The sequence below is a fragment of the Chroococcidiopsis thermalis PCC 7203 genome (assembly GCF_000317125.1).
GTDB classification, from domain to species: Bacteria; Cyanobacteriota; Cyanobacteriia; order Cyanobacteriales; family Chroococcidiopsidaceae; genus Chroococcidiopsis; species Chroococcidiopsis thermalis.
In genome coordinates this window covers 6278091-6300973 of the sequence record NC_019695.1, presented here as the reverse complement: position 1 = coordinate 6300973, position 22883 = coordinate 6278091, and the positions used below count along the sequence as shown (strand labels likewise).

At 46.1% G+C, this 22883-nt stretch carries 21 protein-coding genes, 1 tRNA gene and 2 rRNA genes; 7 read left to right on the top strand and 17 right to left on the bottom strand.

Going from position 1 to position 22883, the window contains the following annotated elements:
* The first annotated feature begins 20 nt into the window (after window positions 1-20).
* From CHRO_RS27470 to rrf, 3 genes are all read left to right on the top strand, one after another.
* A tRNA-Ile gene (locus tag CHRO_RS27470) sits at window positions 21-94 on the top strand.
* A gap of 222 nt (window positions 95-316) precedes the next feature.
* Window positions 317-3197: ribosomal RNA gene (locus CHRO_RS27465) — 23S ribosomal RNA — on the top strand.
* A gap of 74 nt (window positions 3198-3271) precedes the next feature.
* Window positions 3272-3389: ribosomal RNA gene (rrf, locus tag CHRO_RS27460) — 5S ribosomal RNA — on the top strand.
* 139 nt (window positions 3390-3528) lie between these two features.
* Here the strand turns inward: rrf and CHRO_RS27455 are convergent.
* The 4 genes from CHRO_RS27455 to CHRO_RS27440 form a co-directional block, all read right to left on the bottom strand.
* Window positions 3529-4242, bottom strand: coding sequence for a J domain-containing protein (locus CHRO_RS27455; RefSeq protein WP_015157490.1), 714 nt, complete (start codon window positions 4240-4242; stop codon window positions 3529-3531).
* Window positions 4243-4257: 15 nt separating this feature from the next.
* Entirely contained in the window at window positions 4258-5220 is a 963-nt protein-coding gene (gene cysK / locus CHRO_RS27450) for a cysteine synthase A (protein ID WP_041463597.1), read from the bottom strand.
* Window positions 5221-5303: 83 nt separating this feature from the next.
* The gene (locus tag CHRO_RS27445; protein WP_015157488.1) at window positions 5304-5741 is read right to left on the bottom strand and encodes an RrF2 family transcriptional regulator; all 438 of its coding nucleotides are present in this window, start codon (window positions 5739-5741) and stop codon (window positions 5304-5306) included.
* 249 nt (window positions 5742-5990) lie between these two features.
* The gene (locus tag CHRO_RS27440) at window positions 5991-7802 is read right to left on the bottom strand and encodes an iron uptake porin (RefSeq protein WP_015157487.1); all 1812 of its coding nucleotides are present in this window, start codon (window positions 7800-7802) and stop codon (window positions 5991-5993) included.
* A 702-nt stretch (window positions 7803-8504) separates the two neighbouring features.
* On the opposite strand from CHRO_RS27440, the gene CHRO_RS27435 reads away from it, so the two are divergent.
* Window positions 8505-9356 (top strand): universal stress protein, encoded by an 852-nt coding sequence (locus CHRO_RS27435; RefSeq protein ID WP_015157486.1) that lies wholly within the window; start codon window positions 8505-8507, stop codon window positions 9354-9356.
* 139 nt (window positions 9357-9495) lie between these two features.
* Here CHRO_RS27435 and psbM read toward each other — a convergent pair whose 3' ends face one another.
* The 7 genes from psbM to CHRO_RS27410 all read right to left on the bottom strand — a co-directional run bounded on the left by psbM (window position 9496) and on the right by CHRO_RS27410 (window position 13582).
* Entirely contained in the window at window positions 9496-9609 is a 114-nt protein-coding gene (gene psbM / locus CHRO_RS30960; protein WP_015157485.1) for a photosystem II reaction center protein PsbM, read from the bottom strand.
* A 91-nt stretch (window positions 9610-9700) separates the two neighbouring features.
* Window positions 9701-9829 (bottom strand): hypothetical protein, encoded by a 129-nt coding sequence (locus tag CHRO_RS34645; protein WP_255409924.1) that lies wholly within the window; start codon window positions 9827-9829, stop codon window positions 9701-9703.
* Window positions 9826-10125, bottom strand: a complete 300-nt coding sequence (locus tag CHRO_RS27430; RefSeq protein WP_041463596.1) for a 2Fe-2S iron-sulfur cluster-binding protein — start codon at window positions 10123-10125, stop codon at window positions 9826-9828. The genes CHRO_RS34645 and CHRO_RS27430 overlap by 4 nt, the downstream gene beginning before the upstream one ends.
* Window positions 10126-10255: 130 nt before the next feature.
* Window positions 10256-11320, bottom strand: coding sequence for a PrsW family glutamic-type intramembrane protease (locus CHRO_RS27425; RefSeq protein ID WP_015157483.1), 1065 nt, complete (start codon window positions 11318-11320; stop codon window positions 10256-10258).
* A 6-nt stretch (window positions 11321-11326) separates the two neighbouring features.
* Complete coding sequence (locus tag CHRO_RS27420) at window positions 11327-12250, bottom strand: class I SAM-dependent methyltransferase (RefSeq protein ID WP_015157482.1); 924 nt, start codon at window positions 12248-12250, stop codon at window positions 11327-11329.
* A gap of 195 nt (window positions 12251-12445) precedes the next feature.
* Window positions 12446-12880, bottom strand: a complete 435-nt coding sequence (gene mscL / locus CHRO_RS27415) for a large conductance mechanosensitive channel protein MscL (RefSeq protein ID WP_015157481.1) — start codon at window positions 12878-12880, stop codon at window positions 12446-12448.
* Between the two features lie 117 nt (window positions 12881-12997).
* A complete protein-coding gene (locus CHRO_RS27410) occupies window positions 12998-13582 on the bottom strand; it encodes a DNA-3-methyladenine glycosylase (RefSeq protein ID WP_015157480.1) in 585 nt (194 codons plus the stop codon).
* A gap of 145 nt (window positions 13583-13727) precedes the next feature.
* Here CHRO_RS27410 and CHRO_RS34640 point away from each other — a divergent pair, with 145 nt between their 5' ends.
* Together CHRO_RS34640 and CHRO_RS27400 are read left to right on the top strand one after the other, a co-directional pair.
* A complete protein-coding gene (locus tag CHRO_RS34640; RefSeq protein ID WP_015157479.1) occupies window positions 13728-13850 on the top strand; it encodes a hypothetical protein in 123 nt (40 codons plus the stop codon).
* Between the two features lie 221 nt (window positions 13851-14071).
* A complete protein-coding gene (locus tag CHRO_RS27400) occupies window positions 14072-15757 on the top strand; it encodes an MBL fold metallo-hydrolase (RefSeq protein WP_015157478.1) in 1686 nt (561 codons plus the stop codon).
* A gap of 43 nt (window positions 15758-15800) precedes the next feature.
* Here the strand turns inward: CHRO_RS27400 and CHRO_RS27395 are convergent, their stop codons facing one another.
* The 6 genes from CHRO_RS27395 to CHRO_RS27370 form a co-directional block, all read right to left on the bottom strand.
* A complete protein-coding gene (locus CHRO_RS27395) occupies window positions 15801-16112 on the bottom strand; it encodes a DUF6679 family protein (RefSeq protein WP_015157477.1) in 312 nt (103 codons plus the stop codon).
* 614 nt (window positions 16113-16726) lie between these two features.
* Window positions 16727-17947, bottom strand: coding sequence for a glycosyltransferase (locus CHRO_RS27390; protein ID WP_015157476.1), 1221 nt, complete (start codon window positions 17945-17947; stop codon window positions 16727-16729).
* Window positions 17948-18477: 530 nt separating this feature from the next.
* Window positions 18478-19284, bottom strand: a complete 807-nt coding sequence (locus tag CHRO_RS27385; RefSeq protein WP_015157475.1) for a Nif3-like dinuclear metal center hexameric protein — start codon at window positions 19282-19284, stop codon at window positions 18478-18480.
* 98 nt (window positions 19285-19382) lie between these two features.
* Window positions 19383-19790, bottom strand: a complete 408-nt coding sequence (locus CHRO_RS27380) for a secondary thiamine-phosphate synthase enzyme YjbQ (RefSeq protein WP_015157474.1) — start codon at window positions 19788-19790, stop codon at window positions 19383-19385.
* Window positions 19791-19828: 38 nt separating this feature from the next.
* Window positions 19829-20947 (bottom strand): hypothetical protein, encoded by a 1119-nt coding sequence (locus CHRO_RS27375; RefSeq protein ID WP_015157473.1) that lies wholly within the window; start codon window positions 20945-20947, stop codon window positions 19829-19831.
* Window positions 20948-21021: 74 nt separating this feature from the next.
* Complete coding sequence (locus CHRO_RS27370; RefSeq protein ID WP_041463593.1) at window positions 21022-22242, bottom strand: aminotransferase class V-fold PLP-dependent enzyme; 1221 nt, start codon at window positions 22240-22242, stop codon at window positions 21022-21024.
* A gap of 174 nt (window positions 22243-22416) precedes the next feature.
* Between CHRO_RS27370 and CHRO_RS27365 the strand changes: the two genes are divergently transcribed.
* Window positions 22417-22827, top strand: a complete 411-nt coding sequence (locus tag CHRO_RS27365) for a VOC family protein (protein ID WP_015157471.1) — start codon at window positions 22417-22419, stop codon at window positions 22825-22827.
* Window positions 22828-22883 lie beyond the last annotated feature (56 nt).

The following is a 22883-nucleotide window of genomic DNA, read 5'->3' as shown; positions in this document are numbered from 1 at the left end:
AGGAGCGGTACCACCAGTAGGGGCTATTAGCTCAGGTGGTTAGAGCGCACCCCTGATAAGGGTGAGGTCCCTGGTTCGAGTCCAGGATGGCCCACCTCAAAGAACTGAGAATTTCCAGTTCGAGATTCAAAAAAATTGAAACAAGCAATTGGTCAAGTCAAATCCAGTGGGATGTGATAGACTAGTCAAGTTGAGTAAAATTCAGCACTGTCTGCGAGTGGAGACAACTGCTGGAAATTCTCCAGCGAGCACCTTGAAAACTGCATAGAGATAAGAGAAATAGTCAGGTAGAAAACCAAGTATTTGCGAAATAACTGGTCAAGCGAAATACAGCTGACGGTGGATACCTAGACACGCAGAGGCGAAGAAGGACGTGGCGACCGACGAAAAGCTTCGGGGAGCTGGCAGCAAGCACTGAGCCGAAGATATCCGAATGGGGCAACCCCCTTGTACAGCCTGTTGAATCCATAGACAGGTATGAGCCAACCCAGCCAACTGAAACATCTTAGTAGCTGGAGGAAAAGAAATCAAACGAGATTCTCCCAGTAGTGGTGAGCGAAAGGAGAACAGCCTAAACCAGAGTACAAGTATTCTGGGGTAGTGGGACAGCGAGATGGAAGCACTAGACTAGACGAAACGATTGACAAATCGTACCAAAGAGGGTGATAGTCCCGTAGTCGAAAGTTGAAGTGCTACTAGCTGAATCCCGAGTAGCTAGGGACACGGGAAATCCCTAGTGAATCAGCCGAGACCACTCGGTAAGGCTAAATACTACTGCGTGAGCGATAGAGCAACAGTACCGCGAGGGAAAGGTGAAAAGAACCCCGATAAGGGGAGTGAAATAGAACATGAAACCGTCAGTTGACAAGCAGTGGAAGGATGATTCAACGTCCGACCGCGTGCCTGTTGAAGAATGAGCCGGCGAGTTATAGTCACTGGTATGGCGAATAGCCACAGCGAAAGCGAGTCTGAAGTGGGCGAATTATCAGTGTATATAGACCCGAACCTGGGTGATCTAACCATGGCCAGGATGAAGCTTGGGTAACACCAAGTGGAGGTCCGCACCGACCGATGTTGAAAAATCGGCGGATGAGCTGTGGTTAGGGGTGAAATGCCAATCGAACCCAGAGCTAGCTGGTTCTCCCCGAAATGTGTTGAGGCGCAGCGGTAAGTGATAATTGCTGGGGGTAAAGCACTGTTTCGGTGCGGGCGGCCTCAAGCTGTACCAAATCGAGACAAACTCAGAATACCAGCAACAATCTTACTAGTGAGACGGTGGGGGATAAGCTTCATCGTCAAGAGGGAAACAGCCCAGACCGCCAGCTAAGGTCCCCAAATCAAAGTTAAGTGGCAAAGGAGGTGGGAGTGCACAGACAACCAGGAGGTTTGCCTAGAAGCAGCCATCCTTGAAAGAGTGCGTAATAGCTCACTGGTCAAGCGCTCCTGCGCCGAAAATGAACGGGACTAAACTTTGTACCGAAGCTGCGGACTTGTAGCGATACAAGTGGTAGGGGAGCGTTCTGCGATAGGGTGAAGCACTAGCGGCAAGCAGGTGTGGACGAAGCAGAAGTGAGAATGTCGGCTTGAGTAGCGCAAATATTGGTGAGAATCCAATACCCCGAAACCCTAAGGGTTCCTCCACAAGGCTCGTCCGTGGAGGGTTAGTCAGGACCTAAGGCGAGGCCGAACGGCGTAGTCGATGGACAACGGGCGAACAATCCCGTACTGAAGATTAGTTGTGCAGAGGGACGGAGAAGGCACGCACCAGCCAGATGTTGGTTACTGGCGCAATTAACCGAGGCATCGAGAAGCGGCGAAAACGCTTCGAGCTGGGGTTAAGAGACCGAGGGTCTACGGACCCGAAGTGGTAGCGGTCAAGCTTCCAAGAAAAGCTCTAAACACGTTAACTAATCGTCACCTGTACCCAAAACCGACACAGGTAGGGAGGTAGAGAATACTAAGGGGCGCGAGATAACTCTCTCTAAGGAACTCGGCAACATGGCCCCGTAACTTCGGAAGAAGGGGTGCCTACGCAAGTAGGTCGCAGTGAAGAGATCCAGGCGACTGTTTACCAAAAACACAGGTCTCCGCAAAGTCAATAGACGAGGTATGGGGGCTGACGCCTGCCCAGTGCCGGAAGGTTAAGGAAGTCGGTCAGGGCCTTGAGCCTAAAGCTGGCGACCGAAGCCCCGGTGAACGGCGGCCGTAACTATAACGGTCCTAAGGTAGCGAAATTCCTTGTCGGGTAAGTTCCGACCCGCACGAAAGGCGTAACGATCTGGATGGTGTCTCAGAGAGAGACTCGGCGAAATAGGAATGTCTGTGAAGATACGGACTACCTGCACCTGGACAGAAAGACCCTATGAAGCTTTACTGTAGCCTGGAATGGTGTTCGGGCTTTGCTTGCGCAGAATAGGTGGGAGGCAATGATTCACTCCTTGTGGGGAGTGAGGAGCCGCAATGTGAGATACCACTCTGGCGAGGCTAGAATTCTAACCCGCGACCGTTATCCGGTCGGGGAACAGTTTCAGGTGGGCAGTTTGACTGGGGCGGTCGCCTCCTAAAGTGTAACGGAGGCGCGCAAAGGTTCCCTCAGGCTGGTTGGAAATCAGCCGCAGAGTGTAAAGGCAAAAGGGAGCTTGACTGCAAGAGTGACAACTCGCGCAGGGTGGAAACACGGCCTTAGTGATCCGACGGTAGTGAGTGGAAGCGCCGTCGCTCAACGGATAAAAGTTACTCTAGGGATAACAGGCTGATCTCCCCCAAGAGTCCACATCGACGGGGAGGTTTGGCACCTCGATGTCGGCTCATCGCAACCTGGGGCGGAAGTACGTCCCAAGGGTTGGGCTGTTCGCCCATTAAAGCGGTACGTGAGCTGGGTTCAGAACGTCGTGAGACAGTTCGGTCCATATCCGGTGCAGGCGTTAGAGTATTGCGAGGAGCCTTCCTTAGTACGAGAGGACCGGGAAGGACGAACCGCTGGTGTACCAGTTATCGTGCCAACGGTAAACGCTGGGTAGCCAAGTTCGGAGCGGATAACCGCTGAAAGCATCTAAGTGGGAAGCCCACCTCCAGATGAGTACTCTCATGAATTAAATTCAGTAAGGTCACCCACAGAACATGGGTTGATAGGTCAGTGGTGGAAGCGTGGTAACACGTGCAGCCGACTGATACTAACAGACCGAGGGCTTGACCACAACCAAATCATTGGCGGACTTGACAATTTTCTCTTTCTATGCAGTCTTCAGGGTGAACTCCACCCGACAGCTTTCCTGGTGCGCATGGCGTTGTGGACCCACTCTGATTCCATCCCGAACTCAGGTGTGAAACGCGACTGCGGCGACGATACTCTGGGGGTCGCCCCACGGGACAATAGCTCCGCGCCAGGTCGATTTTTTGTATTAATACAAAGCCCTCTTTTTCTATAGATGAAGGGGGCTTTATTTTTTTAATCTTTTTCGTCAAGTTCTAAGTCTATCTAGTATGTGTCAACTTGAAGAAAACTTCAATATGATATGACTGGACTTCTTAAGCGATCGCCTCTACCGATTTTTGTGCCTCGCAGTGCAATCCGTGGGCAATCCGAAACATTTCTTGCCCGACGTGCAAATAACGTTCATCATAGTTAAGCGGAAAGTAAGCTAATTCATCTAATCCATCCGCTACTTGATTAATACAGTAATAAAGATGCGCTGCTGCTTTGCCCATACTGGGAGGATTTGGCATTGAACGAAATGTCGTTTGAGCTTGTTTCAACCAGTCCTTACAATCGACGATGTAAGCCTGAAACTTGTCCAAAAGTTCGTCATCAAATGGATCGGCAGATAATTCTTCGATTTGTTGTTCTAAAGAGTTTAGGATTCGACATAGCGATCGATTGACAGGTTGATAAACTTGTTGCATCCATATTTCTATTTGCTCGTCAGCATCTCTACCACTAGGACGATTTTGGTAGGAAGATCGAGCATTTGGGCGTTGGGACGATCGCTGTTGTGTGGTAGTTGAATAAGGCGATCGCTTTGGCGCACCTGCTCCTAATTGGCGATCGTACTGCCGACGACTTTGAACGTCGCTCAACACTTCATAAGCAGCGTTAATCTGAATAATCCAATCGCGATCGCCTGTCTTAGGATTCGTATCGGGATGAAATTGCTTCACCAAGTGGCGATAGGCAGATTTGATCTCCGCTTGGCTGGCATGAGGTTGAATTCGTAGGGTTTCGTAGTGATTTGAGTGAGCCATTCAATCACTTTAGCGTTAACTAACCGTGGCGGGTAGTCTCGGCTCAAGATCTTGAAACAATGGCGTACTCAAGTAGCGTTCGCCAAAGCTAGGCTGAATCATCACAATTAGCTTGTCTTTATTTTCTGGACGCTGAGCTACCCGAACTGCCGCAGCCAGAGCCGATCCAGAAGAAATCCCCGATAGCAACCCTTCTTCCTTTGCCAAACGCCTACCGTAGGCGATCGACTCCTCATCAGTTACGGTAATGACTTCATCAATCAAGTCTACTTTCAGGACTTGCGGTACAAACCCAGCTCCAATTCCTTGAATTTTGTGGGGTCCTGGACGACCTCCCGATAGTACGGGACTGTTAGCTGGTTCGACTGCGATCGCTTTAAACCTGGGTTTTCTGGCTTTAATAACTTCCGCTACTCCAGTAATTGTTCCACCAGTGCCAACACCAGCAACTAAAATATCCACCTGACCATCTGTATCTTGCCAAATTTCTTCAGCCGTTGTCTCTTTGTGAATTTTGGGGTTAGCAGGGTTGCGGAATTGTTGCAACATGTAAGCATTCGACGTTGATTCCACAATTTCTTGTGCCCGCCGAATTGCACCACTCATCCCTTCGATGCCTGCTGTCAGTTCTAACTCTGCTCCGTAAGCCCGCAGCATAGCTCGACGTTCGGCACTCATAGTTTCCGGCATCGTCAAAATTAACTGATATCCTTTTGCTGCTGCTGCCATTGCCAGAGCAATACCCGTGTTACCAGAAGTTGGTTCGACTAAAATCGTTTTGCCAGGGGTAATCAATCCCTCCTGTTCGGCAGCATTAATCATGCTGATGCCAATTCGGTCTTTAACCGAAGCGGCAGGGTTCATGCTTTCCAGTTTTACGACAATTTGGGCAACACAGCCTTCAGCTTGCGGAATACGATTCAACTGTACTAGAGGAGTACGACCGATGAGTTCTGTAATATTTTGGGCAATACGCATAGTTTGTCCTTCGTCAGGTGTCATTTATCATTCGCGAGCAGCAATAGTAATTCCACTACTCACTACTCATTACTCACTGGCAATCAGATATAGTACATAATATCGAGTTGTCGTCTGGCAGCTATCTGTTCGCAAAGATTTTGTAAGGTATGCTGCTGCAAGACCATATTTGCCGCTTGTCGAGCTTCATGCCAAATCTCATGCACGACAGCAGTTTCTAACGTTCTAGGCTTACTTTCTTCTTCAGTAGCTCTTGCTTCTATACCTTCTAGGCAGACCAAAACCTCTAGTAAAGTAATTTTCCAAGGTTCTCGCGCTAGGATATAGCCTCCCTTGGCTCCCCGTTGGCTTTTGACTATACCACCGCGTCTTAAGGTTGCTAGTAGTTGCTCTAAGTAGCGGTCTGGAATGTTTTGTTGAGCTGCTATTTGCCGAATTTGCAAGGGTTCACCGCTTTGGTAGCGAGCTGCTAGCTCTGAGAGGGCAAGCAGAGCATATTCTGATTTACACGACAGTTCCACAAGCTAGTTCCAAGAAGTTGAAGGATATTTTAATTTTTAGTCTTAACTTCTCTATTATACCCCGGTTCTCCACTGGGGTTTGATAGATTTGTGATTTGTCACTTGTTATTTGTCAAGGGGTTCATCAAATGACAAAAGACAGATGACGAATGACCAACAAAAAACCCCGCTGCGATCGCGGGGTATGATAATTGAGAAAACGGCTAATTCCAGAACTAAGAGTCGCTCAAATTAGTCGGTCACCAAAACCTAGAAGTTGAATGTTGTGCGAAGCGTACCGATGATTGCATCTTCATCGCTGCCAGTTTGACCAACTCGGTTGAGCCAAATCACACCAGGAGTGACGGAAATATTATCGGTAAGTTGGTAGCGGTAGAAGCCTTCAACGTGGAGTCCATATTCATTACTGAAATCTCTGACACCAGGAGCATCTAGAGATGTTAATGTTGGTTGCACGCCAGCAAAAATACCTAACAAGTTACCTTCTTTACCCAGGTCAGAGAAAGCTACACCGCCACCAAATGACCAGATATCACCATTACCACGACCAATAAGAGTAGCATTGGTGTAAGATCCGAAGCCGCTGATCGAGATGGTGTCGCTTAATCTGAAAGAACCAGAAAGACCGTAGGAATTAGAAGAGATTGGGACAGTATCAGCACCTACAGCCGCACCCAAAAGCCTAGATGGATTGTTTGCCTCTAGCGTCCCAACAACACCAGTACTACCGGCGTAATTAAAGATATCGGAGTTTTCATCGTCATCTGGATTGAGGTTGCCGAGAGAAGCTCCGGTGTTGTATGCGTTAACATAAGTTGCTGCAAGGGCAATGCGATCGCCGAAGTTGAAGTTCAGCTGTCCTAATGCTGCATAATCACCGTTAAACAAGCCAGCCCCTTGACCTGGATCTTGAGCATTTCTAGCAAAATAGCCAGCTGTGATACTAGGTTTAAAACCACTGGCTTCGCCAAAAGGAGCGATGTTGATCCCCAAACCTGCACCACCCCCAATCCGATAGATCGGGTTTTCGGAAGCGAAGGTAGATATTGCCCCACGACCACCATCAAAGTCTTCAAAGAAGGGGTTGTTGGTAGGAGCGTAGTCGGCGTGAACGCCTCCCGCTGCGGCTAGATAAGCTCTGGAGTTTTCGCCAATTGGGAGTTTAAAGTCGTAGGCTGCCCAGTCTACCACAACATCATTACCATTGTCGGCTGGGTTGAAAGTGAGAGTGTTTTGGTAAGTATCTTCACCCACATCTAAGCGAGTCGCATTACCAGCTGATAAACGAGTGTGGAGGATATCGCTACCGGTGAAACTGGTTTGGAAATCCAATCGCACCCGATCTTGGAACACTGTATTAGCGTCGGTGTCTCCGCCAAAAGCATCACTGACAGCAGCGACCACTTCACCCACGAGTTTAGTGGTAGTCGAGAACTGATTCGCTTCGAGTTCTGCAACGTTAGCTTCTAGGCTGTCTACCCGTCCGCGTAGAGTTGCTAGTTCCGCAGAGAATTCTTCTTGCAATCTTTGCAGGGTAGCTAAGTCTTCCTTGCGAACTTGATCGGCTGTGCCAGCTGCAATCAATTCATTAACGCGATCGAGAGCAGCGTTCAAACCTGCGGCAAACTCATAACGAGTCATGGCACGGTTACCTCGAAACGTGCCATCGGGATAACCTGCAATTACGCCATAGCGTTCTACCAAGGATTGCAAGGCTTGGAATGCCCAGTCTGTAGGCTGTACGTCTGATAGCTGAGAGACTGAGGTTACCTGCGCGATGTTGTTGCGATCGCCTCGACCTTCATTACCATAACGGTTGATTTCGGAAATTGTATTGTCAGTTTCAGGGGCAGCAGGCACTTGTTGTGCAATTAGCGTTCCCTGTGGTTTTGTAACGCCACTATTGACAATACTTGTCTCTTTGGCTTCAATAGCAGCATTAAGTTCTGAAACTGCTGGAGCGCTGCTTGGTGTAGCAGCGATTGCCGATGTTGAAACTGCGAGTGCGGCAGTCAGCCACGCTGGGCTGAGAATAACGGTTTTCCACAATAACCTAGACATATTCCTTTTTTCCCTCACACCTTTAATCAATCTATATACTCAACTGTTACCTTCGTCTTGCGATCGCGGTACAGCTAGTTTACTAGTATCTGTAGATAAGATACTTCATATTTAGTTTAACTCCGTTCTCGAATAGTGCAATACTCAATCTAAAAAAAGATTAATAAAATCCAAAAAATATTATCTCACTCCAATCTCAATTCAAGCTTCAGCAAAATTTGCTACACAGCTCTACACTCTGGCTGAGTGACACTATTCAAACTGTCACTCAAAAGTTTACTTTCCAATTGCTTTGAACTACGCCTAGCCAGCGCGACGATTGTTGTGCGAACTACTGAAAGTATTGCCATTATTGTCAGTCTCAGCACAAAGTTGAAGCTCGCTTCAACTTTGTGCTGCTCGGGAAGAAATAACAGTTGAAGCGATCGGATTTTGAGATTTTCTCACCCTCGATCTTAACAAATTTTAAAATACTTTTTTCTATGTAATATATAAGTCAACTTAAATAATAATTTATCTATCTTGAAAGAAGATAACAAATTGTCAAACTTATTGCAGTAGCATGACCGTTATGCTTAAGAATAATAATGAGAGATGATGGCTTGCTAAGCTGCTTGAGCTAACTGAAAAAAAGCAAATTCTAACCCACTCATCCACTAACCAAGCATAAAAACTAGACGCATTCACTATCGGGTTAAATCAATGATTGAAAAAATTTTGCTTGCTGTCTCAGGACTGGGACACGCAGAAGAAATGCTCAAGAATTTGAAAGAGATTCCATCGATCGGACAGGCAAAAGTTACTGTTTTACATGTAGTTCCTTCCCAAGCAACTTCTGCTGGAATGACAACCAAGCTAGAGGAAGGTGACAAAATTATCGCAAATGCTGTGGAGTACTTAGGGTTAGATCCCAGCCGAACTGTTACTATGCTGCGACAGGGAGAACCCAAAGACGTAGTATGTCAAGTAGCAGATGAGGTTGATGCTGACTTAATTATTATGGGTTCGCGAGGACTCAAGCGGTTGCAAGCAATTTTATCTAACTCTGTCAGTCAATACGTATTTCAGTTATCCTCGCGTCCTATGTTGCTGGTGAAGGATGACATTTACGTGAAGAAAATCAACCGCATCATGGTAGCTTATGACGGTTCCGATGCGGCAAAACAATGCTTGCAGTTAGCACTCTTTTTGCTGAGAGATATTAAAGGCGGTCAGCTAGTCTTAGCATACGTCAATAAGAATTTGAGCGGTAAACAAGGAGAAGTTGCCCTAGCAGCAGCAGAAAAAGATCCAGTTTTGGCTGGGGCGATCGCTGAAGCGAAAAAGCAAGGAGTGCAAACCCGCTGTGTCACTAGTATGGGCAAGCCAGGCGAAGAAATTTGCCGCTTATCTGAGGATATGTCTGTAGACTTACTAATGCTGGGTTCACCCGATCGCCGTCCTTCCGTGGCTAAAAGTTTTGTTGACATCGATCGCTTAATCGGCTCATCGCTATCAGATTACGTTCGTGTCAATGCTACATGTCCCGTGCTGTTAGCGCGGACGGTTGGTTGAAGAGCAGGAAGAGAAAGTCGCAAAGCAAGACAAGTCACAATTCAATCCTACACCCCGTGAACTAATAACTAAAAACCTCTGTAGAAAGAACTACAGAGGTTTTGTTTTTGATTCAAAGCAATTGACAAAACAGTGATAATTAATCTTTTTTTCCTTCGCGGCTAGCGGTTTGGATGTAAAGAATGATTAAAAATACAGATGGAACTAGCACAAATAAGATGCTTGCCACAAAGCCTAAATCGTTTACTTGCATCGCCAGAAAGCCTCTTTTATACGGGGGTTTGACTCTTTCAGGATATCATCAATGCGTGACACAGAGGGAGGGGCGAGTCAGCGACCAGTTGTCAGTTATCAGTAAAGAAAGGGTGTAGGGTGTAAGGCGTGGGGAATTGGTAGTTGGTAGTTGGTAGTTGCTCCTGAAGCCCCTCAGCGACCTTGCGCTCTGCTACTCCTCTGCTCGATCGCTCCCTCATTTTGGTTTAGTAACAACGCTAACTGGTCCGTTGACTAAAGTTTGACAAGCAAGACGATAGTTAGCTGGCTTTTTCTTCAGCTTTTTGTTTTCAACTGGAGTGCGGGGTGAGAGATTTTCTACACCTTCAACAATCTCTACGATACAAGTACCGCATTGACCATAGCCGCCGCAGTTCATCATTTTGCCCCAAGTTGTATAAAGATCGATACCATTTTCTAGAGCTTTGATGCGGAGGTTTGCCCCATCAGCGGCGATCGCCTCCCGATTTTCTTGCACAAATTTGATGTTAGCCATAGCTGCTCTCTTTACCTGGGTTTCTGTCTCTCCGCCCTGCATCATAATACTTTGCTGAAACAAAAATTATACGTCTTGTTAATTATGTTAAATGATTGCGAAGTTTTATAAATGATTTTTCTAAAGAATATCATGACAAATTGCGACGGCTAGCAGCAAACCTCAAGTATCGATAAATTCCCCAGGCGATCGCTCCAGGAATCGAATTGAGTGCCGAGCGACTCGCGATAAACCAGAAAATATCTGGTTCGAGTAGCTGGACGGGATGTAAAGGGCTAAGAGTTCTGACAAGCAGAAAAAAGCCAAAAATTGCATTACCACCGAGCATCAGGGCAAACGCAACCAAACCTCTTTGCCAGTAGCGATGGATAGATGTGATGCCAGAAATCAGGATAATTGATGGCTGATGCTGCACCTGTCGCCACCAGCTTTCCATGCGCCAAAAGAGCCAGAGTAAAAATGGAAATAATAAGTAGCTCAAAAGATTTATTGGTGGATTGTAGCGCCAAGCACTAGAAAATATATTGACGAGAGCATGACAAATAATTGCGTCGATCGAAAAGGCAAAAGGCAAGAGGCGAGAGGCAAGAGGTAACTTCTCCCTCAGCCTCCTGGGCTTCCTGGGCTCCCTCAGCTCTCTTCTTCCCTGCTCCCTTGCCAGAGCATAGCCAAAAGCTGCTGAGAACATGGCATGAATGGGAGTACCGATCGCGCGCTCGAATACAGTTGCTACGCCATTGGATAAATAAACCCAGCTTTCTTGAGCAGTGAACCCTAGAGCGATCGCGATTGTCTGTATGAAAATAGAGAGGGCAGGCGATCGCCCGTTACCTCTACGTCCTGCCAACCATTGAGAAGTAATGACTCCAGCTAACTTACATCCCTCTTCAATTGGGGCAATAAACACCAACTGACGTACAGCTACACCAGCAAGAGTGCGAGTAAATCTTTGCCAATCTTCCCACTGGCTGGTGAGATGCTCGAATATCCACTCTAGACCCAGAGCGATACTACCAAAAATTGCGCCCCAACCGAAGCACAGTAGTAATAGAAACAGGGGAGGTGGTGCAGTTGCCCGACGATAGTAATAAATCAGTAGCAATAGTGGCGGAATAACTGCCCAAATGAATTCGGAATTCGGAATTCGGAATTCGGAATTAAGTACGTTCCACTCTGCCCGCGCACCACGCACCACGCACTACTAATCCTTCACCTGAGACACAATCGTCCGGTGGCGGGGGCTGTTACAGGTGATAGTAGGTGGATGGAAACCTGCTGCTACGATTGCTTGAGCAATATCCAACGTGAAATATTCGTCTAGATATGGCTCGGTACTTTTGAGTAGCGTCAAGATGTAGGGTGGCATCTGGGCATAGATTTCTGACTGGGGATTCATGTCCATAATTGCCAAATATCCGCCCGGACGCAACAACCGCTGCATCTCCTGCAATATCTGCCGCGTGGCTGACTGAGGCAATTCGTGACAGACAAGAAAAATCGAAACGAGATCGTAATTTGCCTCTGGTAGTCCTGTTGCTTCTGCGGCAGCGTGTACCCATTCGATTTCGCTCTGGTTTTGCTGCTGCGATCGCTGATGGGCAACGGCAAGAAAATAGGGTGATAAGTCTAAACCAGTAATTTTTGCTTGGGGATAGAGTGCTTTTAGAGCAAATGTACTCATACCCACGCTACAGCCTACATCAAGAATTGCTTGTGGGTTGTGAGGAAGTTGGCTTTTGACGATTTCATGATAGCTCTGACGAAGTTGAGCATCGCCAGCCGCGCCTGCATTAGACCAAATTCCTGCGTGAACGGCACGCGCAGCGACTTCTACCTCAAAAGCTGCATCCCAACTGAGATTGCCTTGTTCGTAAGCGTGGAAAGAGCAGCAATAATACTCGGGATATTGCAATTGAGGATTGTATACCTGTTGCCAGTGGCTTTCCCATTCTTGAGAGCGTAATTCTCGGACTGTTTTGGTCCAGGGTACGCCGATTTTCTCTGCTCGTTTCACCATCATTTGCCGTGCTTGATGCTTAGCTAAGTTAGCTAGAGGCTGAATTGCCAGCACGGTGTTTACCAAGCGGGAACCTAGTCCCGTAGCAGTATTTGCAGCAACGGTCATGAGTAAGAGTTAAAACAATTGGTTGTTCTATAAACATTTCTGGTCGGCTAAAAGCCAACTGACGTTTTGTGTGGACTAAAAGCCAACAGGCATTTCTGGTTGGCTAAAAGCCAAGCAATACTGCAATTTTACAAGCTTTGGATCTTATGAGATAGGGGTGCGATCGCACCTATGTTTATCTTGCTCAACTCGGGATTAACCCAGGTTCCGAGTCTCAATTGTGGTCGTCAGGCGATCTAATGCTCCTGTCAATCTCTCTTGGGCAATAACAGTGGGATCGGGTGGTGCAGCTTCAGCAGCTTCTGGACTGCGGAAAAATCGGCGCTGGGCTTTTTCAAAGGCACGGATGATTAAGAAAAGGCAAAGAGCAATGACTAAAAAGTTGAGAACAGCTGCTAGAAACACACCGTATTTGATGCCGTTGACCGATAAATTTTGTAAATCTTGAACGTTAGCAGCCTGCAATGCCGGATTGAGAATTACGGGCGTAATAATATCTTCTACGAAAGAGGTAACGATCTTGCCAAATGCGCCACCGATAACAACTGCAACTGCCAAGTCAATGACGTTGCCGCGCATGATAAACTTGCGAAAATCTGCCCAAAAACCGCCGCCGTTACTACGTGCCATAAATTTGTCAATCTCCTTTTATGTAGAGATTTGATGTTTAGATGAGGATTATACAAGCTTTTTGGGTTTTTGCTCAAATGCGATCGCGCTAATTGTTACAAATGCTACATGTCATAGTTAAACTTTAGAAACAGCCGGACAACCCTGCACGTACCACCGCCAAGGGAGATCTACACCTTGAGATAGTCCGATCCGCGTTGTCTGGACGATCGCAAATTCTTGCTGACGTTGTTCGAGCCATAGCGGTTGTCCTGGTTGTAATATAGTTCCGTTTAAGCCGCGATCGATCTGCAAAACACGACATAGTTTACCTGGTCCAGCCGCTAGACGGTGCAAGTTTCCTTTACTACCAATTTCCCAGCCACTAGGCAAGCACTCCAGTTGTAAAGCGCGAATGAGTACGGCACTAGGAATTCCTTCGCAGTCCGTGACGACATTTAGGCAGTGGTACATGCCATAGATTTGATACACGTATGCTCTCCCTGCCATGCCAAATACAACTTGATTGCGCGGGGTGACACGCCGATAGGCATGAAAAGCTGGATCTCCAGGGGCATAAGCTTCTGTTTCGACGATCGCTCCCCTGAGAATTTGTCCAGACGGCAATTGCCTAACTAAAGTGCAGCCAAGTAATGCTGGTGCAACTTCAGTAGATGGACGGGTTAGGGTAGAAGGTTCTAAAATCTGATGGAAGAGAGTCAATTTACCAGCAATTATTTATTTACAATTGAACGGATGAAGGCTGTTAGCGATCGCCCGATCGCGCTCTGCTAATATCCCCAGGGTAGAAGTCTCTCGACTTCAAATCGTTGTGCTTGTCGAAATTAAAGAGAGGAATAATTAAGAAATGGATATCAAACTTGTCTTAGTAGGATTAACGGTTGTATTTACTGTTTGTTGCCTATTTTTTGGCACGAAAAACGGATTTTACGATTCAGACAACTACCACGGTAACGGCTCCGCCCATTAACAGTGACCAGTGACCAGTGACCAGTTATTAGTGAAGAGTTGTTAGTTGTGAGTGCGTGGGGTCTAATTGCGCATTATGAATTGAATTGCCCCCCGATCTTTCCCTAACCTGTCGCTTCTATTCGCTGCTCGCTTCATTCATGACCTAATTATCCTACAATTCATCGTTTCATATTTATCGCTGCGCTCCAACAGCGGCATTAGGTTCGAGTGGAGGGGAAGATGAGCGATCGCATGTCAGCATCCTCTATGCCTGTAGGGGAAGCAAATTCAGAACTAGAATGCTTTCCCTATGGTGTGAAGCATGGGGATGAAGGTGTCTGTTTGATGGTCAAGATGGGACCGTACCGCATTCTGCTCGATTGCGGATTGACGGACATTTCTGTTTTACAATCGGGACTAGAACAGCCTAAGTCTCATGGTTTACTTGTCGCTACCAACTTGCCAGTAGACCTAGTTCTATGCAGTCATGCTCATCCCGATCATGCTAAAGGTTTACTATCCCTGCATCGTGCCTTTCCGCAACTGCCAATTTATGCCAGCGAAGCAACAACTCGTCTGCTACCGCTGAATTGGTTAGATGAGGATGGAAAGATCCCGCAATTTTGTCAAGCGCTACCTTGGCGATCGCCTGTGGAATTTCAGGATGGATTGACGGCTGAATTATATCCTGCCGGACACTTACCAGGGGCAGCAGCCATTCTCCTTACCTACACGACTGGACGGCGCACTTATACAGTGTTTTACACGGGGGACTTTTTCTTATCTAACTCTCGCCTGGTGGAAGGGTTACCTTTAGAAGAGTTACGCGGTTTAGAACCAGATGTATTAATTATCGAAGGAACCTACGGCACGGCACGTCATCCGCACCGTCGCAACCAAGAAAATCAACTGGCTGAAAGAATTAATCGGGCGATCGCCAGTTCGTATTCTGTCCTTTTGCCTACATCGACTCTAGGTCTAGGTCAGGAAATTCTGATGCTGTTGCGCAGCCATCACAACTTTACCGGACGCAACCTCGATATTTGGGTTGATGGCAGTGTAGCTCAGGGCTGCGATGCCTATTTAGAATTACTACCACATTTCCCCACAGCAGTACAAAACTTTGCCAAACATCAATCTTTATTTTGGGATGAAAAGGTACGCCCGCGAGTCCGTCGCCTACCACTCGAACAGCGAGGAATTGTCGGTCAATCGCCCTGTATCGCGATCGCAGATAATGTTACTGATTTAAGTCAATACTGCCAACCCAACACCGGACCCTGGTTAGTTCTTCTCCCTGAAAATCCTGGTCATCCTAACGAGTTTCAACCCTCACTCTTCACTCCTCATTCCTCACCCCTAGTAGAGGTAGAAACCTACCTGCTAGCACAGCATAGCGATGGTCCTGGTACGACTCAACTTATTCACAACCTGCGACCGAAGCACGTTATTTTCGTTCATGGCGCTCCAACTTATCTAGCCGACCTAGCTAGCCTGGAAGAATTACGCAACCGCTACCACTTACATTCTCCAGCCGTTGGCACGCTTGTCGATTTACCCATCGGCGATGTTTTCGTTCAACCAGCTGCTCCAGAAACGAATTATGAAGGAGAACTTAATGAATTAGGTACGGTTGTAACTATTACCTTGCCTGATGCCATTACCGCCGATCCTCGCTGGCGCAATTTTGCCGATACAGGCTTAGTGGAAGCTCGCTGGCAAGGTGAAGACCTAGTTTTGCGGGGCTTGTCGCCCCGCGAGTTGATGAACCAAAATGGCGATCGCTTAGCCTGGACGGATTTGAGCTGCTGTGCTACCTGCAAGTTCCAGCGCGGGCAGCGCTGTTGGAATCCAGAGTCGCCCTTATTTGGCTTCAAGGTTACACCGGATGGCTACTGCCCTGCCTACGAACGCCAAGACGAATAAAACAAGTAAAGGCGTTTTAGATAACGCCTTTACTGATTAGAACTTATTCAGGATTAGAATCAGTAAAGCGATTGCGAATGCGCTCTGCTTCGGGGCAGTCGTCAGAAACTAAGGGTTCAGCATTGCCTCGCGGTACAGAAGCTAGCTTCTGAGTCACTGCACCAATACTTTCTAGGCGAACCATCTCCTCCCAAGAGCAGATTTCGTCTTCTTCTTCAGTTTCATATCTGAGAGTGACTAAATCGCCTTCGATATCGATGATGCGGGCTTTCTCGATCCAGCGTTGCTGATCCCGCAAGAAGATACATACTTCACGCCCATCGCAACACAGTTGATAAATCTTGCGGTGTAGCATTTATTGCTTCTACCTTTCTCAACGTCGTTATACCTGTGGACTGTTGGGCTAAACCCTACTATATAATACCCAGTTTGAGCTACTTAACTTTACTCCAATTTGGCAATTATATGTTTGTGTTTCAGTTTTTGCTTGTATTTCAGTTTCATATTATATTTCGACCGCCAGCTATTGATTGAAACTACTACTGAGTCTAGCGGACACTAAAGAAGCCTATTAGAAACTTCATCTGTCATTAGCAGCATTTCGCTTATCCTCGCACTCCGACCAATATCAGTGGCTATCGACCGCGCTACATGCATTAAGCAACTTGGAAATTTTTGTACCACCTTTACGCTAGACGTTTACTTAAACGAATCATGCCTTTCCCTCTGCCTCCTCGGCTTGAGTGGCATCCCTCTAAGCGTCAATTCGAGAAAACTCGACCTTATCAGCTCGATCTATTTTAATCAATTTTAACTCATTCTTTAGCATCTCATCAGCTTGAATAGAGAAAAATCAGGGTTTTCTATAAATCTTCCTCGCTCTTTTGCGCCATTTGACTGGTCATTTGTCATTGGTGAGTGGCTGGTGACTAGTGGTTAAACTCAATTCTTGTCACCAGCCACTCGTCACTAGTCAGTGATAACTGATTCAAACAACTGGCATCTGCGTTCTGTCTTGCTTGTGAATCCGGTCTGAGTAATGAGCTGCCGATCGCTGTTTTTCCGAGTCAGTATTCTCTCGACTAAGTTCTGTAGACGAGCTTTCCGAGCCATCATTGCTGGCGTACTATCCAGTCCGACTGTAGCTAAAATTGTTTCCCAACGGTAAACCCAATCATGTTTTAAGAGTGAGTTAACAACATTGTTAGTACGGATTTTTTGCAAGCGATCGGGCTGGGAGTCAAGTTCGGCTAGAATTTCAACTATATTAGGGGCATCGTAAGCAACTTGAATGACTGCATCCTCCCAGTCAAAATTTCGAGTAAAGGATTCGCATTCAGGGGGAACTCCTAGCATGACTGTTCCTGCTGCTGCACCTTCAAAAAAGCGTGCGCCTACTTCTTGTTGATCGCCAGTTGCATTTGCATCGTCAATCTTTGCTCGATTGGCAATAAAATAACGACTCTTTTTTAAAATATTTTTATATAAACTTCGATGATATCTATGATCGGCTGTGTATAGATCTTTGATAGTTTCATAGATATAAAAAAAATTAACTCTTTCAGATAAATCCAATAAAGTTTGATGCGTGACTTGCGAGCGGCGACCAACACTATAAAGATCGACGCTACGCTCTCTGTTGAGCGGATAAGGACAGAACTTAATTGCATCAATCCCAAATGGAATGTAGTCACAAGGGCGCTGAATTATTTTAGAGACTCCCTCGATACTTTGGCTGAAATTCATGAAGATATAGTCAACTTCTTGCAAAAAACTCAGCTGAGCTTTCCATTTTTCAACATCTTTTGCCCAAATTTCATCGAGCCAAACTACTACTCTACGACATTTGTTTCGCCAGTTTTTTATTGAATTTATCGCTAGAATGTCTAGAGGAGACTGGCAGATGATAAAAAATAGTTCGTACTCTTTATCCAGATTAAATTGCTTGAATAATGGATTAATTAGCTTGCTACTACCAACAGCTTGAGCCATAGTATTAGCAATTCTATTAGTAACTTTGAACAAGTCGGGATTAAAAACTGGTGTAAGTATATCGGCTGAGTCAAATTCACAAATCAAATCTTCTAGCTCGTATAAATAACAGCGGGCAACATGAAACTTTATCTTTCGCAAAGATAGTAATAGAATTCGAGCGTTTTTCTTAGCATCGAGATTGAAGACTACTGACATATAGCTTACCCCTACTCGAATATTTAAATTGATAGTTTAGTTTTGCAATAGCTACTGCTATGCCACAGCAAAATTCTTCGCTTACCTATGCAAGCGATCGCATTTATGCAACTCGTGAATTTATCCGATTGAGTCTGCCGAATTACTACAACAGCTTTTACCAAACTTCCGCAAAATAGTCTAACAAATTATTTTGATATTTCGTAATAATTTGTTGACAATCAATGCAGTGAATTGATTTTAAAAAATCAAATCTTGCTATTAAATACTTAAACTAAAAAAGGCAAAGTTAGTAGAAACAGTGTATGTATGTAAGATGCTGCTGACGAAAACTAGTAAGAATTGCTTGCAGAAGTTGCTTAAACTCTTACCGTCTTGATAAACGTATTGTTTTATACTTTTTAGGTTACTTGCTAGATCTCAGATAAATTGTAAAATGGGCTACAAAATTTTCGAGTAAATGTAAAAATATATAACGATATTGGCTGTGACTTACGTAAGATCGCGGAGGTGTTTGGGTCGAGAAGCTGCTAGCGCTTGTAGAAAAGTCGAAAATCTTCGTCTTGCTGACTTAATTGCGCCCATTCCACTCCGGCAGTTTGAAGCTTTGTCACCAATCGATCGCAAGCTGGACGTTCGGTAGCGTAGTGTCCGGCATCAATCAGAATTAAACCGCGATCGCGACTTTCTTGAAATTGATGAAACTTACAATCGGAAGTTAAATAAGCTTGCGCCCCTGTTTTTACCACATCCGAAATAAAACTAGCACCAGACCCACCTAAAACAGCTACTCGCTCGATGGTTTTTTGTAAATCTACTGTCGGGGAGAAAATCAGATCGGGAGGGTTCAGTACTGTTTGAATTTGTTGTAACAATTCTTGCAAAGTACAAGAAGGGTTAATCTCTCCCACGCGACCGTAACCGAGTTCTGGCTGCGTCGGTACAATTGGCGCAACTTGCTTGAGATGTAACAACTGCGCTAGTACGTCAGCAGTACCGTCTGCTACTTGGTCAAAGTTAGTATGAGCTGTATAAACGCCGATATGGTGACGAAAAGCTAGGCGCGTCATGTCCGCGATCGCATTTCCACTACACAAAGATTTCAGCGGACTAAAAATTAGTGGATGATGGGCAAAAATTAGATTGACTGGAATCCCCGATTTTTGTAGTGCGATCGCCTCTTGCATCACAGCTAGAGTTGGTGTCAAGCATACCAGTACCCTTGCAGGTTGCTCTAATACTCCTGGTTCAATCTGCCAACCAGAATTATCCCAACTTTCTTGCCAAGCAGGATTTGCCCAATTTTCAAACCAATTTATTAAATCTGAGATTTTCATTTTGGATGGTAGCTGGGAAGTGAGTAGTGAGTGGTTAGTGGCTGGTCGCTAGATTCTTATTTCTGGTCTAGTCACGAGTCACTAGCCACTGATAACTGCTATTCAGAAATATGAACGACAAGTTCTCTAATATGGCTGCGCTGACGGTGTTCCCAAATGTAAATTCCCTGCCAGGTTCCTAATAATAATTGTCCTCTAGAAATGGGAATTTGTTCGGAAGTGTGAGTTAGGGCTGTACGAATGTGGGCGGGCATATCATCTGCACCTTCAGCATTGTGGATGTAATTCGCTGATTCTGGTACGAGTTTTGCCATGAAGTTTGCTAAATCTTGCAGTACATCAGGATCGGCATTTTCTTGAATCACTAAACTTGCAGAAGTATGGCGTAAAAATAAATTGCATAGTCCAGTTTCTACACCAGATTGAGCAACAATTGCTTCAACTTTAGCAGTGATGTTAGTAAAAGATTTACCAGCGGTAGAAAGTCTGAGAATATGTTGATGCATGGTCAGTTGTCAGTTATCAATTATCAGTTAATTCCGATTTACGACTTACGACTTACGGCTTCAAGCACGGCTTGGGCGATCGCTTCGTTGCCGTCTTTTGCTATAGGTTGAGATTGTCGAGGCGGTTGTGGAGGTTGGTGGAGAAATTCCCAGTGGCTTTGAAAGAATTCTTCTGTGTTGAGAATTTGATGGTAAGAGTAATTTGCAATTCCATCAACTAAAAATTTAGCTTCGGCAAAGTCTTCACGAGTCAGGGTAACTATAGGAATTCCCACGCCAACTGCTTCAGCAAAAGTACCGTAACCTGGTTTAGAAATAACTCTGCCACAGAGGGGCATAAAATCAACTGGACGTAACTTTTGGTCAGTAATTTTGATTAAATTTGGTAAGTTTGGAGCTGTAACATCAAAAGTAAGGAACTGCCAATCGGGGAAAAGTTGAAGGTTTTCAAACGGAATTTGTTGTAGACCTAAACCACCAAAAGTGAGTAAGATAGTTTTTTCTGGTGGGGTACTGATACCCCAATTAGATCGTAGCGTGTCGATCGCGTGACGTGGTGAACCACCCGTTAAGCCAACATCGGTAATATTGGGAAAAGCACTCATCGGTTCGTGAAAAGGCAACCGAAATAGGCGATCGCATTGTGCGTAATGCTTGCCCATCCAATCGGCAAATTCCACAAATTCACCTCCCCAGTCGCGATAAATGAAATCCCATCCAAAGTTACTACTCATATAACAGGGAATACCTGCGGCATGGGCGATCGCTACTGCCAAAGGAGGGATATCGGCAAGGATCAGATTGACGCGATTTTGACGGATAAAGTTAACTTCTGAGGCAATTATCGAGCGTTCTTGTTTGCGGATTTGCTGTAGCTTTTCTAACGTGGCGACTTTGTCCATCGTTAAGCTATCTGACTGGATTACACCTAAATCGAAGGCGCGAGGACGATAGATAAAGTCTCCTTCTATGTATGATTCCAGTAACCAACGGGGTGCGGTTGTCACCATGATGAGTAAGATATCGGGACACAACTGCTGGATCTTCGCTGCAAGTGAGGCGGTGCGGGTAGCATGTCCGAATCCGTGGTTGGTGATGGCTATGTATATGGTAGGTCTAGTTTCCATAAAAGTTAAAGACAGATTAGTGTCACGCATAGACACCCGAAGGGTGGCTTCTCGCAGAGTAGGCGCAAAGGCGCAAAGTGTGCTTAGCGTCTTCGCGTGACATTTTAGCTTTGCTGGCAAAATCTCTCGATTTCTTCAATGAGGCGATCGATCTCGCAGGGGAGGGTAAAGTAGTGGACGCAAGCCCTGACGCAGCTTGGATCGACGAGGGTGCGTGTCATCAAGCGATTTGATTCGAGAAATTGGACGAGTTTTGCATGAAGGGAAGATCGATTTTTGAGTTGAAAGGAAACGAGTCCGGCTTGAGGTGGGGCGTGACGCAGGCAAATAATATCTGATAATTGGTTCAGACGTTGCCAGAGATATTGGCTGAGTTGGCAAATTTGTTGATAGCGTGACTCGGCGGTTCCCCATTGCTGATGGGTGGCGATCGCAGCTTTCAATCCGGCATACTGTGGAAAGGCTGATGTGGCGACTTCATAACGTCTACCGTCTGGTTGCCATGCTTGGGGCTGTCCCTTACTATCCATAACTATACTCCGCCAGCCGATGAAGGTAGGCTGTAAGGGAGGGCAGTTATCCGTGCCAAGAAGTGCTTCTGGACGGACGTATAAACCACCAACTCCGGCGGGTCCGCACATCCATTTATGACCCGTGAAGGCGTAGAAATCTGCCCCTAGTTGAGTCAAATTTAAGGGTAACAAGCCGACAGATTGCGCTGCATCGACTAGAATTTGCACGGGGCGATCGCCTTGATGCTGTCTGCATACTTCTACAATTTTGTCAACTGGCAAGACTTGACCCGTATTCCAGAGGATGTGACTGATGACAACTAGGCGGGTGCGGGGTGTGAGGTGTTGGGCGATGACTGCGGCTGGATCTCCTTGGTTCAGCGTCGCCATGAGGGGACAGGTAGAAACTTCTACACCGAATCTTCGAGTAATTTCTTGGGTAGTGGCGATGACTCCTGGGTGTTCGCAGTCTGAGAGTAAGATATGGTCTTTTGCTTGCCAGTCAATCCCCCATAAGGCAATGTTACAGCCTACGGTTACGTCTTCGGTGAGGGTAATGGTTTCGGGTGGGGCGTTTAGTTCAGTGGCAATTGCCTGTCTGGTTTTCTCGGTTTCTTGAGTAATCCAAGCGTTAATTTGAGAGGAGAAGGGACCGTTAAGTTGAACGTATTCGTGGGCAGCAATAATTGCGTCTATGGCTGCTTGGGGCATCGGTCCTTGCCCCCCATAATTGAAGTAAGATTTATTTGCCAGGGCGGGGAATTGCTGGCGATATTGTTCGGTTCGGGTTTGTGCCGCAGAGATGCTCGTCATGGTGTAGCAAGCGGGGAAAAAAGCCATTCGCTCACTCTAGCATTATCTTTATCCTGTTGCTGTGGTAGGAGAGGCGCGATCGCTTGGGATATCAGGAAGAAATGGTTAAGTACATCAAAGTGCTGCGGCGATCGTAATACAATACATTTGTTCTAGTACATGCGAGAGGCTTGTATGACTCTAGGAACGATGAACCACCTCTGCCTCACAGTCAAAAGTTTAGAACAATCCGAACCTTTTTACGATGCGATTCTAGGCTTTATGGGCTACCAGCAGGTAGAAAACAACGATATCTATATTATGTGGTGGTTGCAGGATGCTGGAGCAATTGAAATTACTGTTGCTAATCCAGATTCGCCTAACAAATTTCACGATCGCTACTCTCCTGGATTCCACCATCTTGCATTTAATGCCGATAGTCGGGAGCAAGTAGATAACTTATACAAATTAGTTCAAGAAATGGGCGCGACAGTCCTCGATCCTCCCGCAGAATATCAATATTCACCTGGTTACTACGCCGTTTTCTTTGCCGATCCTGATGGGCTGAAGTTGGAATTAGTGCATATGCCTGTTTTGCCTGAGTAGGGGCGATTGTTTTATCCAAAAGGATGAGGCGAATGAAGTGAGAAATTAAGAGAATG

Excerpts from the sequence above, each read along its gene's own strand:
- CHRO_RS27455 (WP_015157490.1), bottom strand. The coding sequence starts at position 4,242 with ATGGCTCACTCAAATCACTACGAAACCCTACGAATTCAACCTCATGCC.
- cysK (WP_041463597.1), bottom strand. The coding sequence starts at position 5,220 with ATGCGTATTGCCCAAAATATTACAGAACTCATCGGTCGTACTCCTCTA.
- CHRO_RS27440 (WP_015157487.1), bottom strand. The coding sequence starts at position 7,802 with ATGTCTAGGTTATTGTGGAAAACCGTTATTCTCAGCCCAGCGTGGCTG.
- CHRO_RS27435 (WP_015157486.1), top strand. The coding sequence starts at position 8,505 with ATGATTGAAAAAATTTTGCTTGCTGTCTCAGGACTGGGACACGCAGAA.
- psbM (WP_015157485.1), bottom strand. The coding sequence starts at position 9,609 with ATGCAAGTAAACGATTTAGGCTTTGTGGCAAGCATCTTATTTGTGCTA.
- CHRO_RS34645 (WP_255409924.1), bottom strand. The coding sequence starts at position 9,829 with ATGAGGGAGCGATCGAGCAGAGGAGTAGCAGAGCGCAAGGTCGCTGAG.
- CHRO_RS27430 (WP_041463596.1), bottom strand. The coding sequence starts at position 10,125 with ATGGCTAACATCAAATTTGTGCAAGAAAATCGGGAGGCGATCGCCGCT.
- CHRO_RS27420 (WP_015157482.1), bottom strand. The coding sequence starts at position 12,250 with ATGACCGTTGCTGCAAATACTGCTACGGGACTAGGTTCCCGCTTGGTA.
- mscL (WP_015157481.1), bottom strand. The coding sequence starts at position 12,880 with ATGGCACGTAGTAACGGCGGCGGTTTTTGGGCAGATTTTCGCAAGTTT.
- CHRO_RS34640 (WP_015157479.1), top strand. The coding sequence starts at position 13,728 with ATGGATATCAAACTTGTCTTAGTAGGATTAACGGTTGTATTTACTGTT.
- CHRO_RS27400 (WP_015157478.1), top strand. The coding sequence starts at position 14,072 with ATGAGCGATCGCATGTCAGCATCCTCTATGCCTGTAGGGGAAGCAAAT.
- CHRO_RS27395 (WP_015157477.1), bottom strand. The coding sequence starts at position 16,112 with ATGCTACACCGCAAGATTTATCAACTGTGTTGCGATGGGCGTGAAGTA.
- CHRO_RS27390 (WP_015157476.1), bottom strand. The coding sequence starts at position 17,947 with ATGTCAGTAGTCTTCAATCTCGATGCTAAGAAAAACGCTCGAATTCTA.
- CHRO_RS27385 (WP_015157475.1), bottom strand. The coding sequence starts at position 19,284 with ATGAAAATCTCAGATTTAATAAATTGGTTTGAAAATTGGGCAAATCCT.
- CHRO_RS27380 (WP_015157474.1), bottom strand. The coding sequence starts at position 19,790 with ATGCATCAACATATTCTCAGACTTTCTACCGCTGGTAAATCTTTTACT.
- CHRO_RS27375 (WP_015157473.1), bottom strand. The coding sequence starts at position 20,947 with ATGCGTGACACTAATCTGTCTTTAACTTTTATGGAAACTAGACCTACC.
- CHRO_RS27370 (WP_041463593.1), bottom strand. The coding sequence starts at position 22,242 with ATGACGAGCATCTCTGCGGCACAAACCCGAACCGAACAATATCGCCAG.
- CHRO_RS27365 (WP_015157471.1), top strand. The coding sequence starts at position 22,417 with ATGACTCTAGGAACGATGAACCACCTCTGCCTCACAGTCAAAAGTTTA.